The following is a 15,774-nucleotide window of genomic DNA, read 5'->3' as shown; positions in this document are numbered from 1 at the left end:
GCAATGCGTGGTGAAGCCCAGTTAATTCCGTCCGCGCGCCCCGTCGCAATCGCGACGGTGCGATCTTCCGGTGTTTTTCCGGAATTTTTTCCGTGCGTTCCCGTGTCGCCCCGCGTAAACGCGGAGGATAAGCCCAGCATATCTATGCGCGTAGATTTTTCGGGACTGTACTCTGACATCACCGCTTCAGCTCACGCACCACACACCGGGAGTGCCAGTGGCACGCGTCGTAGTCGACGTCATGCTCAAGCCGGAGATCCTCGACCCGCAGGGCCAGGCGGTGCAGCGCGCGCTGCCACGCCTGGGTTTCGAGGGGATCGCCGACGTCCGTCAGGGCAAGCGCTTTGAACTCGAGGTGGAGGGCCCGGTCGACGAGGCCGCCCTCGCCCGAATCCACGAGATGGCCGAAACGTTTCTCGCCAACACCGTGATCGAAGACTTCACCGTGCGAGTCGACTCGTGACCGCACGCGTAGGAGTCGTCACGTTCCCCGGCACCCTGGACGACCGCGACACCCAGCGCGCCGTCCGGATCGCCGGCCTCGAGCCCGTGCCGCTCTGGCACCGCGACAAGGACCTCAAGCAGGTCGACGCCGTGGTCCTGCCCGGCGGGTTCTCCTACGGCGACTATCTGCGGGCGGGCGCCATCTCCCGCTTCTCGCCGGTGATGGAGACCGTCATCGAGCAGGCCAAGGGCGGCATGCCGGTCCTCGGCATCTGCAACGGCTTCCAGGTGCTCACCGAGACGCACCTGCTGCCCGGCGCGATGCTGCGCAACAACCACCTGCACTTCATCTGCCGCGACCAGAAGCTCCGCGTCGAGAACGCGGACACCGCCTGGACGGCCGACTACGAGGCGGGCCAGGAGATCTCCGTCCCGCTGAAGAACATCGACGGCCGCTACGTGGCCGACGAGCACACCCTGGACGAGCTCGAGGCCGAGGGCCGCGTCGTCTTCCGGTACCTCGACGTCAACCCCAACGGCTCGCTCCGCGACATCGCGGGCATCACCAACGCCGCCGGCAACGTCGTCGGCCTGATGCCGCACCCCGAGCACGCCGTCGAGCCCCTGGTCGGCACCGGCCGCACGGACGGGCTCGGATTCTTCACCTCGATCCTGAAGAAGCTGGTCAACGCATGACTCTCGACACGGTCAAGCACGCAAACGAAACGCCCGACGTCGACCAGCCCTGGGCCGAACTCGGGCTCAAGCAGGACGAGTACGAGCGCATCCGCGCCATCCTCGGCCGCCGTCCCACCGGCGCCGAGCTGGCCATGTACTCCGTCATGTGGTCCGAGCACTGCTCGTACAAGTCCAGCAAGGTCCACCTGCGCCAGTTCGGCGAGAAGGCCCCCGAGAACGACGCCCTGCTCGTCGGCATCGGCGAGAACGCCGGCGTCGTCGACGTCGGCCAGGGCTACGCGGTCACCTTCAAGGTCGAGTCGCACAACCACCCGTCGTACATCGAGCCCTACCAGGGCGCGGCCACCGGCGTCGGCGGCATCGTCCGCGACATCCTCGCCATGGGCGCCCGCCCCGTCGCCGTCATGGACCCGCTGCGCTTCGGTGCCGCGGACCACCCCGACACCAAGCGCGTCCTGCCGGGCGTCGTCGCGGGCATCGGCGGCTACGGCAACTGCCTGGGCCTGCCCAACATCGGCGGCGAGGTCGTCTTCGACTCCTGCTACCAGGGCAACCCGCTGGTCAACGCCCTGTGCGTGGGCGTGATGAAGCACGAGGACATCCACCTCGCCAAGGCCTCCGGCGCCGGCAACAAGGTCATCCTCTACGGCGCCCGCACCGGCGGCGACGGCATCGGCGGCGTGTCCGTCCTGGCCTCGGAGACCTTCGACGACTCGAAGCCGACCAAGCGCCCCGCCGTCCAGGTCGGCGACCCCTTCCAGGAGAAGCTCCTCATCGAGTGCACCCTGGAGATCTTCCGCGAGGACCTCGTGGACGGCATCCAGGACCTCGGCGGCGCCGGCCTGTCCTGCGCCACCAGCGAGCTGGCCAGCGCCGGCTCCGGCGGCATGCGCGTCGAACTCGACCGCGTGCACCTGCGCGACGCGACGCTCTCGCCCGAGGAGATCCTCATGAGCGAGTCGCAGGAGCGCATGTGCGCGATCGTCGAGCCGGGCAAGGTCGACCGATTCCTCGAGATCTGCGAGAAGTGGGACGTCATCGCCACCGTCATCGGTGAAGTCACCGACGGCGAACGGCTGGAGATCTTCTGGCACGGCGAGCAGATCGTGGACGTACCGCCGCGCACGGTCGCCCACGAGGGCCCGGTCTACGAGCGCCCGTACGCCCGCCCGGACTGGCAGGACGCCCTGCAGGCCGACGACGCGAACAAGCTCGCCCGCCCGGAGACCGCCGAGGAACTGCGCGCGCAGGTCCTCAAGGTGATCTCCTCCCCGAACCAGGCGTCCAAGTCCTGGATCACCGACCAGTACGACCGGTTCGTGCAGGGCAACACCGTGCTCGCCCAGCCCGAGGACTCGGGCATGGTCCGCGTCGACGAGGACACCAACCTCGGCGTCGCGGTCGCCACGGACGGCAACGGCCGCTACGCCAAGCTCGACCCGTACGCGGGCGCCCAGCTCGCGCTCGCCGAGTCGTACCGCAACGTGGCCGCCACCGGCGCCCGGCCGCTGGCCATCTCCAACTGCCTGAACTTCGGTTCGCCCGAGGACCCGGCCGTCATGTGGCAGTTCGCCGAGGCCACGCGCGGCCTGGCGGACGGCTGCCTGACGCTCGGCACCCCGGTGACCGGCGGCAACGTCTCGCTCTACAACCAGACCGGCGAGACGGCCATCCACCCGACCCCCGTGGTCGCGGTGCTGGGCGTCATCGACGACGTCAACCGCCGTACGCCGATGGCGTTCTCGGACGAGGGGCACCTGCTCTACCTCCTGGGTGACACCAAGGAGGAGCTGGGCGGTTCGGCCTGGTCGCAGGTCGTCCACGACCACCTCGGCGGACTGCCGCCGGCCGTGGACCTCGACCGGGAGAAGCTGCTGGCCGAGATCCTGATCGCCGCCTCCCGCGACGGCATGATCGACGCCGCGCACGACCTCTCCGACGGCGGCCTGATCCAGGCCGTGGCCGAGTCGTGCCTGCGCGGCGGCAAGGGCGCCCGGATCATCGTGCCCGACGACATGGACCCGTTCGTCTTCCTCTTCTCGGAGTCCGCGGGCCGCGCGGTCGTCGCCGTGCCGCGCAGCGAGGAGCTGCGCTTCAACGACATGTGCGGCGCGCGGGGCCTGCCGGCGACGCGCATCGGCGTCGTCGACGGCGAAACGATCGACGTCCAGGGCCAGTTCGCGATTCCGCTGACGGAGCTCCGGCAGGCGCACGAGGCGACGATTCCGGCGCTGCTCGCCTAGCCGGGAGCGTTGCCGGGAGCACCACGAAAGCGCCACGGCAGAGGCCGGGCCGGCGGGTTCGCCCGCCGGTCCTGGCCGATGTCACAGGGCCGCCCTAGGCTCGGCGTCATGTCTCCCGCTCCGCGCACGCCACGCCCTCGTCGTTACGACCCCGCCAAGGTGCGCGCTGCCCTGGACGGGCAGGTCCGGGTCGTATGCGAGGCGGTGGACGCGCTGTGCGCGGCGCCTGACGCCCCTGCGGTGCTCGACGCCCCCACGCGACTGGGGGAGTGGACGGTGCGCGACCTGGTCGTCCACCTGGCCGGAGCGCTGGAGTTGCTGCCGCGCCGCCTCGCCGAGGCGGCCGCGGACGCCACACCCCAGCATGCCGGAATCACCCTCATCGACTATGTGAGCAACCTGAGTTCACGGGCCGGTGAGGTCGCACGGGCCACGTCGGCCGGTGCCGCCGCGCTCGCCTCCGCGCAGCCGTCGGCGGTCGCCGGGCGGCTGCGCGAGGCTGCCCGGAAACTGGCGGACGCCGTCGGGGGAACCAGTCCCGAAACGGTCGTGCGGACGAGCTTCGGAGCCATGACGGTCGCCGATTTCCTGGTGACCCGACTGGTCGAGACGGTCGTCCACGCCGACGACTTGGCGCACGCCACCGGTACGGCCGTACGGCACGACCGGCAGGCCCTCGCGGCTGTCACGCGCCTGCTCGCCGACACCCTCGCGGCCAAGGCCCCGGGGGGCTCCGTGGAGGTCCGTATCCCGCCATTCGCCGTGGTCCAGTGCGTGGCGGGTCCCCGGCATACCCGCGGCACCCCGCCAAATGTGGTCGAGACCGATCCGTTGACCTGGATCCGCCTTGCCACGGGCAGGCTGAGCTGGGACGTAGCGCTCGAGGACGCCGCCGTGAGTGCGAGCGGCGAGCGTGCCGATATTTCCGATCAACTACCCCTGCTCAGTTGAGCGAAGAGTGTTCCCTGCGCATGCGAGTGATTTCTTTCGGCCACGAAAGGGTGATTCGCTGTGCCTGCCGAGTGGCTGTCCGTGGTGTGAGCCATAACCGGTGGTCCCCGGTTCGGATGAACCTCATCCCTGCCATAGACTCAAGGTGTGCCTCGTGGTGACGGACGACTCAACCACGACCTGCTTCCCGGCGAAAAGGGCCCCCAGGACGCTTGCGGCGTCTTCGGTGTCTGGGCTCCGGGAGAAGAGGTCGCAAAACTCACCTATTTCGGGCTGTATGCGCTGCAGCACCGTGGACAGGAGTCCGCGGGCATCGCGGTGAGCAACGGCTCCCAGATCCTCGTTTTCAAGGACATGGGACTGGTTTCCCAGGTCTTCGACGAAACCTCTCTCGGCTCTCTCACGGGCCATATCGCGGTCGGACACGCCCGCTACTCCACCACCGGAGCCTCGGTGTGGGAGAACGCGCAGCCGACCTTCAGGGCGACCGCCAACGGCTCCATCGCCCTGGGCCACAACGGCAACCTGGTCAACACCGCCGAGCTGGCGGAGATGGTCGCGGCGCTCCCCAAGGAGAACGGCCGTGCCACCCAGGTCGCGGCGACCAACGACACCGACCTGGTCACGGCCCTGCTGGCCGGCCAGACCGATGACGACGGCAAGCCGCTGACGGTCGAGGAAGCGGCCGCCAAGGTGCTGCCCGGCGTCAAGGGTGCCTTCTGCCTCGTCTTCATGGACGAGCACACCCTCTACGCAGCCCGTGACCCGCAGGGCATCCGCCCGCTGGTGCTCGGCCGCCTCGAGCGCGGCTGGGTGGTGGCCTCCGAAACGGCCGCCCTGGACATCTGCGGCGCCACCTTCGTGCGCGAGATCGAGCCCGGCGAGATGATCGCCATCGACGAGAACGGCCTGCGGACCTCCCGCTTCGCCGAGACGAAGCCGCGCGGCTGCGTCTTCGAGTACGTGTACCTGGCCCGCCCGGACACCGACATCGCCGGCCGCAACGTCTACCTCTCCCGCGTGGAGATGGGCCGCAAGCTCGCCGCCGAGGCCCCGGTCGACGCCGACCTGGTGATACCGACCCCGGAGTCCGGCACGCCCGCCGCCGTCGGCTACGCCGAGGCCAGCGGGATCCCGTACGGCACCGGCCTGGTCAAGAACTCCTACGTCGGCCGGACCTTCATCCAGCCGAGCCAGACCATCCGCCAGCTCGGCATCCGGCTCAAGCTCAATCCGCTCAAGGAAGTCATCAAGGGCAAGCGCCTGGTGGTCGTGGACGACTCCATCGTCCGCGGCAACACCCAGCGCGCCCTGGTGAAGATGCTCCGCGAGGCCGGGGCCGCCGAGGTCCACGTGCGGATCTCGTCGCCGCCGGTGAAGTGGCCGTGCTTCTTCGGCATCGACTTCGCCACCCGCGCCGAGCTGATCGCCAACGGCATGACGGTCGAGGAGATCGGCAAGTCGCTGGGCGCGGACTCCCTCGCGTACATCTCCCTCGACGGAATGATCGAGGCGACCACCATCGCCAAGCCCAACCTGTGCCGGGCCTGCTTCGACGGTGAGTACCCGATGGAGCTGCCCGACCCCCAGCTGCTGGGCAAGCAGCTCCTGGAGACCGAGCTGGCCGGCGGCGCGGACGCCGCCGACGCGCTGCGCCGTCCGTAGCGCTCGCGTACCCGTAGTTACGAACGACACGAAAGATCTCAAGACCATGTCTTCTGAGACCACCGGTGCCAGCTACGCAAGCGCGGGCGTCGACATCGAGGCGGGCGACCGCGCCGTCGAACTCATGAAGCAGTGGGTGAAGAAGGCGACCCGCCCCGAGGCCGTCGGCGGCCTCGGGGGCTTCGCCGGCCTCTTCGACGCCAGCGCCCTCAAGCGCTACGAGCGCCCCCTGCTCGCCTCCGCCACCGACGGCGTCGGCACCAAGGTCGACATCGCGCGTCGCATGGGCGTCTACGACACCATCGGCCACGACCTCGTCGGCATGGTCGTGGACGACCTGGTCGTCTGCGGCGCCGAGCCGCTGTTCATGACCGACTACATCTGCGTCGGCAAGGTCTACCCCGAGCGCGTCGCCGCGATCGTCAAGGGCATCGCCGAGGGCTGCGTCCTGGCCGGCTGCGCCCTGGTCGGCGGCGAGACCGCCGAGCACCCGGGCCTGCTCGGCGCGGACGAGTTCGACGTGGCCGGCGCCGGTACGGGCGTGGTCGAGGCGGACCGCCTGCTGGGCGCGGACCGCATCCGCGCGGGTGACGCCGTCATCGCGATGGCGTCCTCGGGACTTCACTCGAACGGGTACTCACTGGTCCGCCATGTGCTCTTCGACCGGGCGGGCTGGGAGCTGGACCAGGACGTTCCGGAGTTCGGCCGCACCCTCGGCGAGGAGCTCCTGGAGCCCACGAAGATCTACTCGCTGGACTGCCTGGCCCTCACCCGTACGGCCGAGGTGCACGCCTTCTCGCACATCACGGGCGGTGGCCTGGCCAACAACCTCGCCCGGGTGATCCCGGACGGGCTGCACGCCACGGTCGACCGGTCCACTTGGACGCCGGGCGCGGTGTTCGACCTGGTCGGCAGGCTGGGCGGGGTCGAGCGGCCCGAGCTGGAGAAGACCCTGAACATGGGCGTCGGCATGATCGCCGTCGTGCCGCAGGAGTCCGTGGACGTGGCGCTGGCGACGTTCGCCGACCGGGGCGTGGAGGCCTGGGTCGCGGGCGCGATCACCGAGCGCGGCGCTCACGCCGAGGCGGTGGCCCTCAGGGGCGACTACGCGAAGTGAGTCACGGGCCGTGTGTGGGCAGTCGTGCCGCAGGGGCGGCACGGGTGGGCACACACGGCCTGCACCCGTACGACGGGCCGCAACACACACGGCACAGCGCCGGCATTCAGGCAGCACAGAACCCGGTCCGGGACGAGGCCCCGGACCGGGTCGGTGGAAGTCGTCGCGTCAAGCGCGGCGACGATAGACGGACGGGTCGGACGACTGGTCGTCCTCGTCCTCATCGTCGTTGTAACGCGCCGCGTACTGAGCGTACGGGTCGTCGTCCAGCTCGTCCTCGAGCGGCTCGCTCTCCGGCGGCGGCTTGATCGCTGCCGGTTGCGTTGCGCCCAGCTCATTGGCCAGACGTGAGAGGTCGGTCCCGCCGCTGTTGTACTTCAGCTGGCGGGCGACCTTTGTCTGCTTGGCCTTGGCCCGGCCGCGCCCCATGGCTCGACCCCCTCATTGACGGGGCTCGACGGCCCCAGAGTCTTGACACGCGTTCACGTTCATGAGTCAGAGCGGACCCCTGTGAAAGGGTGTCCGGCCTGTAGAGCTTCAACGGTACCTGCTTCCGCGGCCATACGGTACGTCGCCCGCATGACGTGCCACGCAGCAGAACCGGCGAGAAGCTCTGTACTCGCTGGTCAGCTGCGATTTTAACGTGTCCTGGGCGCCGACCCGCCGAGGGGTGGTGAGAGATCTCTCCTTCACCACCCCTCGGCGGCGTATTTCTGTCGGGATCGCTGTGCGGGTACCGATCACTCACTCGGACCGCAAGTTCACCCGGTCGAGTGATGGCGATGCGGAGGGTTACCGGGCCGCGCGGGCCTCCGCCATGCGCTGCTCGGCGAGCCGGTCGGCCGCGGCGGCCGGCGGGATGCCGTCCGCCTTCGCCCGGTCGAATATGGCCAGAGTGGTGTCAAAGATCTTGGTCGCCTTGGCCTTCGCCCGGTCGAAGTCGAAACCGTGCAGCTCGTCGGCGACCTGGATGACGCCACCGGCGTTGACCACGTAGTCGGGCGCGTACAGGATGCCGCGGTCGGCGAGGTCCTTCTCGACGCCCGGGTGGGCGAGCTGGTTGTTGGCCGCGCCGCAGACCACGGTCGCGGTGAGGGCGGCCACGGTCTCGTCGTTCAGGGCGCCGCCCAGGGCGCAGGGGGCGTAGACGTCGAGCGGGGTGCGGATGAGCACGTCCGCGTCCGTGACGGCCGTGACCTGCGGGTGCCGGGCGGTGATCCGCTCGACGGCCTCGGCCCGGACGTCCGTGATCACGACCTCCGCGCCGTCCTCCACCAGGTGCTCCACCAGGTGGTGGCCGACCTTCCCGACGCCCGCGACGCCGACCCGGCGCCCGCGCAGCGTCGGCTCGCCCCACTGGGTCCGCGCGGCCGCGCGCATGCCCTGGAAGACGCCGAAGGCGGTGAGCACGGAGGAGTCGCCGGCGCCGCCGTTCTCGGGCGAGCGGCCGGTGGTCCAGCGGTTCTCCCGGGCGACGACGTCCATGTCCTGGACGTACGTGCCGACGTCGCACGCGGTGACGTAGCGGCCGCCGAGGGAGGCCACGAACCGTCCGTACGCCAGCAGCAGTTCTTCGGTCTTGATCAGATCGGGGTCACCGATGATCACTGCCTTCCCGCCACCGTGATCGAGTCCCGCCAGGGCGTTCTTGTACGACATGCCCCGCGAGAGGTTGAGCGCGTCGAGCACCGCCTCCTCGTCGGAGGCGTAGGGGTAGAAGCGCGTGCCGCCCAGGGCGGGGCCCAGGGCGGTGGAGTGGAGGGCGATGACGGCCCTCAGGCCGCTCTCTCGGTCCTGGCACAGAACGACCTGCTCGTGGCCGCCCTGATCGGTCCGGAACAGGGTGTGCAGCACGCCGCTTTCGGCGCCGACGGTGGGACGTACGTCAGTCACGGTGGTGACTCCATATGTCGCGGAGGTCGCCCTCCGAGGGGTGGTGGAGGGCCGGTTGCCCAAGAGGGTAAGACCTGCCGGGCCGCAGCGGCCGTCCCGTGCCGAGGATCACTCTCCCGTGCTCCGGCGCCATGGGACGATTTGGACAGTATGGGGAGGGGCGCCCGCAACTCCCTGGGGGTGTCCTACGGCTTGAGGGAGCGAGCGTGGGCCTGGCGTCTTCGGTGACCGTCCCGTACGCGGCATATCTGCGGGTATACGAGCCCCTGGGCGCGTTCCCCGAACCCGAACGGTCGCACTGGGCCCGCTACGCGCGCCGCGAGAGCTTCCCCGGCGTCCAGGACGAACTGCGCCGGTCGCTCGCCGACTTGCTGCCCACCCCGCCCGTGCCCGTCCCCGTGCACGAGAGCGGGGACGCGTTCGTGGCGGTCGTGGACGGCGTGGTGTGCGTCTGCCCCTGGCGGACCCGGCTGCGCGGCTGGCTGGCGCTGGAGGGGCTGGCCGAGCGGTTTCCGGCGCCGGTCCTGGACGCGGTGCTGCCGCCCGTCGTGCGCCGGCAGGCGGAGGCGGACTACGAGCGCTGGCTCGAGCGCAACCCCGACGCCCGCCCGTGGATCAGGACGGCCACCTGGCAGGTGCCGCTGCGCTGGTTCGTGCTCTTCTCGGACGAGGAGCGCGAGTACGGCAAGGGGGAGCCGGGCGGCCAGGAGCTGGTGCTGCGCTACCGCACGCCCATGGTGCAGGCCCGGCGGCGGGTGGCCCGGGGGCTGCGGACGCTCCGGGACGCGATCGAGGAGGGGCCGCTGATCGACGGCCTCGTCGACGTGGGGCGGTGGCTGGAAGAGTTCCATCCGAGGTCCCTGGTGGAGCTGGACTACGGCGGACTTGTGCATATGGTTCCCGAGGCACAACTGGAAGAGGACCATTCCGCCGCCGACACGGCGGAGGGTCTGGCCGCGCTGCGGGCGGGTGACGGAGCGCGGGCCGGTGCCGCGTACGAACGGCTGACGGAACGTTGGCGGGCCGTGCGCGACCGCCAGTTCGCGAACTGATCCGGGCGCGGGCGGGCCGGTCGGAGGTGGGGCCGGGACCTAGGTCCCGATCCGGGCCATTGCCACAACCGTGACCTATAGCACTTACTTCAGGTCTTGCGCCCATCGCCCATCCTCGTGGCAAAATAGGACAAGGAGTCCGGGAAGGGCTCCTTCCGCCCAAGTAAGGGCGGATAGATCGGTATTGCACTCCTTGGCGGGTCTGGTGACCCCTGATCTGATTGATCCCGCTGTGACTGATCGTCACGGTGGCGTGACTGTCCGCTATGGCATGGTCCATCGGCTTCCGTCGAGGTTGAACACCTGAGAGGGCAATTCCATCGGTTTGGCCGACGTGGCTGGACAGATGGTGTAGTTGTAGTGCCGAGGACAAGCCGTTCGTCCTATAACCGACTCGGCCCGCGTCCGCCATTTCGGGCAACGCGGGTCAAGGTGCAGAATTTAGAGGAAAGAACCGACGTGATGGTTCGGTTCTCCCGAGGAGGCCGCTCATGACCGCTCGCACCCCTGATGCCGAGCCGCTGCTGACCCCGGCTGAGGTTGCCACGATGTTCCGCGTGGACCCGAAGACGGTCACCCGCTGGGCCAAGGCTGGCAAGCTCACGTCCATCCGCACGCTCGGAGGACACCGGCGCTACCGCGAAGCGGAGGTCCGCGCCCTGCTGGCGGGCATCCCGCAGCAGCGCAGCGAGGCCTGAACAACTGAAGAACGGGTGACCACCGGGGCCCCCAACCCGGCAGCCGCCCACTGAAGCTCCACCTGCGCAACAAACGACCCGGTGCCTGCCCCAACAGGCATCGTGCCCACCGACTTGGGTGAGTCGTCGATCGCGCTGGACTCCGCCGGGTCCAGCGCGATCTTTTTATGCCCTGACGCCGGCCGTCCGCCGCGTCGGGGGCCCGGTCCGGAGGGACGGTCCGGACGCCCCCGGGGTAGGTGCAATTGCACATATTAAATTGACCGGGTGTAGGAAGGGGTTAAGCTCCCCCACTCCCGTAACTCTTTCGGTGACTCCCGTCACAGTGCGGCATGCTTGTCGCCCACCACCCTTGTGGGGTAAAGGACTTGAGCGCTCCATGCCGCGCGGGTCACCGGGGTGCGGCATCCGCGTCCCTGGGCTCCTGCGCCTCGCCCACGGCCTCCTGGGCCAGTCGCAGCAGCCGGTGGCAGACCGGGCAGTGCCGGGTCAGGTGGCGGTAGCCGACGGCGGCGGAGAGGTGGGCGCGCAGCAGCGCCCTGGTCTCATGCCGGATGCTCTCCATCCGCTTGTCGGGCCGGGTCGTCGTCATGGGGCGCAGCACCTCCCACTGACTGGGTACCCCTGGCACGTGTCGCAGTCAAGGTCGAACGCACGAAGCCCGGAACCAGGGGAGTGGATCCGGGCCTTCCGCCGACGCGCCCCCGAAGGGCTCCGAACAGCAGCAAGGCCCGCGCCAAGTCTATGGCGCGGGCCTTGCTGTGATGCGGTCCTGACGGGATTTGAACCCGCGGCCTCCACCTTGACAGGGTGGCGAGCACTCCAAACTGCTCCACAGGACCTTGCTTGCTTTCCCGGTTCCCCGGGGCTGCGAAACAAGACTCTACAGCAGGTCAGGGGGTGCGGTCGAACTCCCTCGGTGAGGCGTGGAGCACACGTCGGCCGACGCCGCGCGCGGGCGGCGCCGGCCCGCCCGCTCAGGGCGCCAGCTGGTCGATCGCCTTGACGATCCGCTTGTCCGAGACGGGGTGGGCGGTGCCGAGCGCGTGGGCGAAGTAGCTCACCCGCAGCTCCTCGATCATCCAGCGGATCTCGCGGGCCTCCTGGGGCACCGGCCGCCCCTTGGGGAACTGCTCCAGCAGCCACGCGTACTCGTCCCGCATCTCCGTCACCTTCGCCATGCGGGCGCGGTCCCGCTCGGCGTTGGAGGGCAGCTGCGTCAGCCGCCGGTCGGCGGCCACGAGGTAGCGCAGCAGGTCCGGCAGCCGGCGGACGCCGTGGGCGGTGACGAAGCCGGGGCAGACCAGCTCGGCCAGCTGCTGCCTGACGTCCGTGAGGGACGGCAGCAGCACCGGGCTGCTGGTGGCCTTCAGGCGGCGCTCACAGGCCTGCCAGGCGGCCAGCACCTCCTGGACCTTGCGGATCGTGTCCAGCGTCGCGTCCACGATGTCGGCGCGCACGGCGTCGAAGAGCTTGCGGAAGGACTCCTCGTCCCAGGCGGGCCCGCCGTGGGCCGCCATCAGCCGGTCGGCGGCTGCGGAGACGCAGTCGTCGAAGAGGGCCTGGATCGAGCCGTGCGGATTCCGCGCCAGGGCGAGCTTCTGCTGGTTGCCGAGCTTGTCCTGGGCGAATTTCGCGGGGTTCGAGGGCAGGTTGAGCAGGATGAGGCGGCGGGTGCCGCGCCACATCGCCTCGCGCTGCTCCGGCTCGGTGTCGAAGAGCCGTACGGCCACCGACGCGCCCTCGTCGACGAGCGCGGGGTACGCCTTGACCGGCTGGCCGGAGCGACGGGTCTCGAAGGTGCGGGGCAGCGCGCCGACCGTCCACCGGGTCAGGCCCGAGCGCTGCTCGAGGCCGCCACCGCCGGAGGACTCCGCGGCCTTCTCGAAGGCCTTGGTGATCGCCGCCTGCGTCTTCGGCTTGAGCCTCAGCCGCAGCGCCTCCAGGTCCTTGTCCTCCGCGATCTTGCGCTTGCGCTCGTCGATCACTCGGAAAGTGATCTTCAGGTGGTCCGGGACCTTGGCGAGGTCGAAGTCCTCCGCCTCCATCCGCACGGCCGTCATCCGGTGCAGCCCGCGGGCCAGCGCCGTCGTCAGCGGCTCCTGCAGGGGTACCGCGGAGTCCAGGAACCGCTGGGCGAAGTTCGGTGCCGGGACGCAGTTGCGGCGGATCGGCTTGGGCAGGGAACGGATCAGCTCCGTCACCAGGTCCTCGCGCAGCCCCGGGATCTGCCAGTCGAAGCCCTCGGCCGAGACCTGGTTGAGGACCTGCAGCGGGATGTGGACGGTCACGCCGTCCGCGTCCGCGCCCGGCTCGAACTGGTACGTCACCTTGAACTTCAGCCGGCCCTGACGCCAGGAGTCCGGGTAGTCGTCCTTGGTGACCGCCTCGGCGTTCTCGTTGATGAGCATCGAGTGCTCGAAATTGAGCAACTCCGGCTCTTCGTGACGCTTGTGCTTCCACCACGAGTCGAAGTGCGCCCCGGACACGACATGTTCGGGCAGCCGCTGGTCGTAGAAGTCGAACAGCGTCTCGTCGTCCACCAGGATGTCGCGGCGGCGGGCGCGGTGCTCCAGCTCCTCGACCTCGCCGAGGAGTTTGCGGTTGTCGTGGAAGAACTGATGATGCGTCCGCCAGTCGCCCTCGACGAGGGCGTTGCGGATGAACAGCTCCCGGCTGGTCTCCGGATCGATCCTGCCGTAGTTGACCTTCCGCTGCGCCACGATCGGCACGCCGTAGAGCGTCACCCGCTCGTACGCCATCACCGCGGCCTGCTTCTGCTCCCAGTGCGGCTCGCTGTACGTGCGCTTCACCAGGTGCTGGGCGAGCGGCTCGACCCACTCCGGCTCGATCTTCGCGTTCACCCGCGCCCACAGGCGCGAGGTCTCCACCAGCTCCGCCGACATCACCCAGCGCGGCGGCTTCTTGAACAGCGCCGAACCGGGGAAGACCGCGAATTTGGCGCTGCGGGCACCGACGTACTCGTTGTTCTTCTCGGTGTCCTTCAGACCGATGTGGGACAGCAGACCCGCCAGCAGGGACTGGTGCACCCGCTCGGGCGCCGCGTCCTCCTCGGCGAGGTGGATCCCCATCGTCTTGGCGACCGTACGCAGCTGGTAGTAGATGTCCTGCCACTCGCGTATGCGCAGGTAGTTCAGGTACTCCGACTTGCACATCCGGCGGAAGGCGGACGACGACAGCGTCTTCTGCTGCTCGCGGATGTAGCGCCACAGGTTCAGGAAGGCGAGGAAGTCGCTCGTCTCGTCCTTGAACCGGGCGTGCTGCTGATCGGCCTGCGCCTGCTTCTCCGAGGGCCGCTCGCGCGGGTCCTGGATCGACAGGGCGGCGGCGATGACCATGACCTCGCGGGCACAGCCGTTGCGGTCGGCCTCCAGCACCATGCGGGCCAGCCGCGGGTCGACGGGCAGCTGGGAGAGCTTGCGGCCCAGCTGCGTCAGTCTCTTCTTCGGGTCCTTCTGCTGCGGGTCGATCGCCCCGAGCTCCTGCAGCAGGTCGACGCCGTCCTTGATGTTGCGTCGGTCCGGCGGGTCGATGAAGGGGAACTTCTCGATGTCGCCGAGGCCGGCCGCGGTCATCTGCAGGATGACGGAGGCCAGGTTCGTCCGCAGGATCTCCGCGTCCGTGAACTCCGGGCGGGCGAGGAAGTCGTCCTCGGAGTACAGCCGAATGCAGACGCCGTCACTCGTACGGCCGCAGCGGCCCTTGCGCTGGTTGGCGCTGGCCTGCGAGACCGGCTCGATCGGCAGCCGCTGGACCTTGGTGCGGTGGCTGTAGCGCGAGATGCGGGCGAAGCCGGGGTCGATGACGTACTTGATGCCGGGGACCGTCAGGGAGGTCTCGGCGACGTTGGTGGCGAGGACGACGCGGCGGCCGGTGTGCCGCTGGAAGACGCGGTGCTGCTCGGCGTGCGACAGACGCGCGTAGAGCGGCAGGATCTCCGTGAAGCGGAGTTTTTTCTTCTCCAGCGCGTCGGCCGTGTCGCGGATCTCCCGCTCGCCGGACAGGAAGACCAGGATGTCGCCCGGCCCCTCCTTCTGCAGCTCGTCGACGGCGTCGCAGATCGCGGTGACCTGGTCGCGGTCGGCGTCGCCGGAGTCCTCCTCCAGCAGCGGCCGGTAGCGGACCTCCACCGGATACGTACGGCCGGAGACCTCGACGATGGGCGCGTCGCCGAAGTGACGGGAGAAGCGCTCGGGGTCGATGGTCGCCGAGGTGATGACGACCTTGAGGTCGGGCCGGCGGGGCAGCAGCTGGGCGAGGTAGCCGAGCAGGAAGTCGATGTTGAGGCTGCGCTCGTGCGCCTCGTCGATGATGATCGTGTCGTACTGGCGCAGCTCGCGGTCCGTCTGGATCTCCGCGAGCAGGATGCCGTCGGTCATCAGCTTGACCATGGTCTCGCCGCCGACCTGGTCGGTGAAGCGGACCTTCCAGCCGACCGCCTCGCCCAGCGGCGTCCGCATCTCCTCGGCGACGCGCTCCGCGACCGTGCGGGCGGCGATCCGGCGGGGCTGGGTGTGGCCGATCAGGCCCTTGATGCCGCGGCCGAGCTCCAGGCAGATCTTGGGGATCTGGGTGGTCTTGCCGGAGCCGGTCTCGCCCGCGACGATCACGACCTGGTGGTCGCGTATCGCCTCGAGGATGGCGTCCTTCTTCTGGCTGACCGGGAGCTGCTCGGGATAGCTGATCTCGGGGACCGCGGCCCGGCGGCCGAGGACCCGCAGCTCGGCCGTGTCGGCCTCCGCGGCGATCTCGGCCAGGACGGCCGCACGGGCCTCGGGCTTGCGGATACGGCGCGCCCCGTCCAGCCGCCGCCCCAGCCGCTGCGCGTCGCGCAGCATCAGCTCGGGGAGGCGGGCGGCGAGGCCGTCGAAGGTGGCGGGGGCAGGCTGCGTAGACATACGAACCCCAGGATCGCACCAGCCGCGGCGAAGCGGCGAACGCATTTCGCGGGGGAAAAGCACTGAGCCCCTCATCCGGGGATGAGGGGCTCA

The 15,774-nt window shown here is 69.6% G+C and carries 12 protein-coding genes and 1 tRNA gene; 8 read left to right on the top strand and 5 right to left on the bottom strand.

Annotated elements, in window-relative coordinates:
* Positions 1–217 precede the first annotated feature (217 nt).
* The 6 genes from purS to purM all read left to right on the top strand — a co-directional run bounded on the left by purS (position 218) and on the right by purM (position 7,119).
* A complete protein-coding gene (gene purS, locus IE295_RS11705; RefSeq protein WP_042151546.1) occupies positions 218–463 on the top strand; it encodes a phosphoribosylformylglycinamidine synthase subunit PurS in 246 nt (81 codons plus the stop codon).
* A complete protein-coding gene (purQ, locus tag IE295_RS11700) occupies positions 460–1,140 on the top strand; it encodes a phosphoribosylformylglycinamidine synthase subunit PurQ (protein WP_190063530.1) in 681 nt (226 codons plus the stop codon). Before purS ends, purQ begins: the two co-directional genes overlap by 4 nt.
* Positions 1,137–3,386: a phosphoribosylformylglycinamidine synthase subunit PurL gene (gene purL, locus IE295_RS11695; RefSeq protein ID WP_190063529.1), complete on the top strand. Its 2,250-nt coding sequence runs from the start codon at positions 1,137–1,139 to the stop codon at positions 3,384–3,386. The genes purQ and purL overlap by 4 nt, the downstream gene beginning before the upstream one ends.
* 108 nt (positions 3,387–3,494) lie before the next feature.
* On the top strand, positions 3,495–4,337 hold the full coding sequence (locus IE295_RS11690) for a maleylpyruvate isomerase family mycothiol-dependent enzyme (RefSeq protein WP_190063528.1): 843 nt from the start codon (positions 3,495–3,497) through the stop codon (positions 4,335–4,337).
* 147 nt (positions 4,338–4,484) lie between these two features.
* Complete coding sequence (gene purF / locus IE295_RS11685; RefSeq protein WP_190063527.1) at positions 4,485–6,002, top strand: amidophosphoribosyltransferase; 1,518 nt, start codon at positions 4,485–4,487, stop codon at positions 6,000–6,002.
* Positions 6,003–6,048: 46 nt separating this feature from the next.
* Complete coding sequence (gene purM / locus IE295_RS11680; RefSeq protein WP_190063526.1) at positions 6,049–7,119, top strand: phosphoribosylformylglycinamidine cyclo-ligase; 1,071 nt, start codon at positions 6,049–6,051, stop codon at positions 7,117–7,119.
* A 168-nt stretch (positions 7,120–7,287) separates the two neighbouring features.
* Here the strand turns inward: purM and IE295_RS11675 are convergent, their stop codons facing one another.
* Together IE295_RS11675 and IE295_RS11670 are read right to left on the bottom strand one after the other, a co-directional pair.
* Positions 7,288–7,548, bottom strand: a complete 261-nt coding sequence (locus tag IE295_RS11675) for a DUF3073 domain-containing protein (RefSeq protein WP_190063525.1) — start codon at positions 7,546–7,548, stop codon at positions 7,288–7,290.
* A 363-nt stretch (positions 7,549–7,911) separates the two neighbouring features.
* A complete protein-coding gene (locus IE295_RS11670; RefSeq protein ID WP_190063524.1) occupies positions 7,912–9,012 on the bottom strand; it encodes a Leu/Phe/Val dehydrogenase in 1,101 nt (366 codons plus the stop codon).
* Positions 9,013–9,218: 206 nt separating this feature from the next.
* Here IE295_RS11670 and IE295_RS11665 point away from each other — a divergent pair, with 206 nt between their 5' ends.
* Positions 9,219–10,064: a DUF8083 family protein gene (locus IE295_RS11665; protein ID WP_190063523.1), complete on the top strand. Its 846-nt coding sequence runs from the start codon at positions 9,219–9,221 to the stop codon at positions 10,062–10,064.
* 491 nt (positions 10,065–10,555) lie between these two features.
* Positions 10,556–10,762, top strand: coding sequence for a developmental transcriptional regulator BldC (bldC, locus tag IE295_RS11660; RefSeq protein WP_003949541.1), 207 nt, complete (start codon positions 10,556–10,558; stop codon positions 10,760–10,762).
* Between the two features lie 391 nt (positions 10,763–11,153).
* On the opposite strand, the gene IE295_RS11655 is transcribed toward bldC, so the two are convergent.
* From IE295_RS11655 to hrpA, 3 genes are all read right to left on the bottom strand, one after another.
* Complete coding sequence (locus IE295_RS11655) at positions 11,154–11,354, bottom strand: DUF6274 family protein (RefSeq protein ID WP_190063956.1); 201 nt, start codon at positions 11,352–11,354, stop codon at positions 11,154–11,156.
* 175 nt (positions 11,355–11,529) lie between these two features.
* Positions 11,530–11,604, bottom strand: a tRNA-Asp gene (locus IE295_RS11650).
* A 135-nt stretch (positions 11,605–11,739) separates the two neighbouring features.
* Positions 11,740–15,681, bottom strand: a complete 3,942-nt coding sequence (gene hrpA / locus IE295_RS11645; RefSeq protein ID WP_190063522.1) for an ATP-dependent RNA helicase HrpA — start codon at positions 15,679–15,681, stop codon at positions 11,740–11,742.
* Between the last annotated feature and the right edge of the window lie 93 nt (positions 15,682–15,774).

The organism is Streptomyces griseocarneus, assembly GCF_014655595.1.
Classification (GTDB): Bacteria; Actinomycetota; Actinomycetes; order Streptomycetales; family Streptomycetaceae; genus Streptomyces; species Streptomyces griseocarneus.
Note: the sequence above shows the minus strand (reverse complement) of the source record. Positions and strands in the feature narration are given on the sequence as shown.

Bases quoted from the DNA above. Each gene is read 5' to 3' on its own strand.
- purL (WP_190063529.1), top strand. From the start codon at position 1,137: ATGACTCTCGACACGGTCAAGCACGCAAACGAAACGCCCGACGTCGAC.
- IE295_RS11690 (WP_190063528.1), top strand. From the start codon at position 3,495: ATGTCTCCCGCTCCGCGCACGCCACGCCCTCGTCGTTACGACCCCGCC.
- bldC (WP_003949541.1), top strand. From the start codon at position 10,556: ATGACCGCTCGCACCCCTGATGCCGAGCCGCTGCTGACCCCGGCTGAG.
- purM (WP_190063526.1), top strand. From the start codon at position 6,049: ATGTCTTCTGAGACCACCGGTGCCAGCTACGCAAGCGCGGGCGTCGAC.
- IE295_RS11675 (WP_190063525.1), bottom strand. From the start codon at position 7,548: ATGGGGCGCGGCCGGGCCAAGGCCAAGCAGACAAAGGTCGCCCGCCAG.
- IE295_RS11655 (WP_190063956.1), bottom strand. From the start codon at position 11,354: ATGACGACGACCCGGCCCGACAAGCGGATGGAGAGCATCCGGCATGAG.
- hrpA (WP_190063522.1), bottom strand. From the start codon at position 15,681: ATGTCTACGCAGCCTGCCCCCGCCACCTTCGACGGCCTCGCCGCCCGC.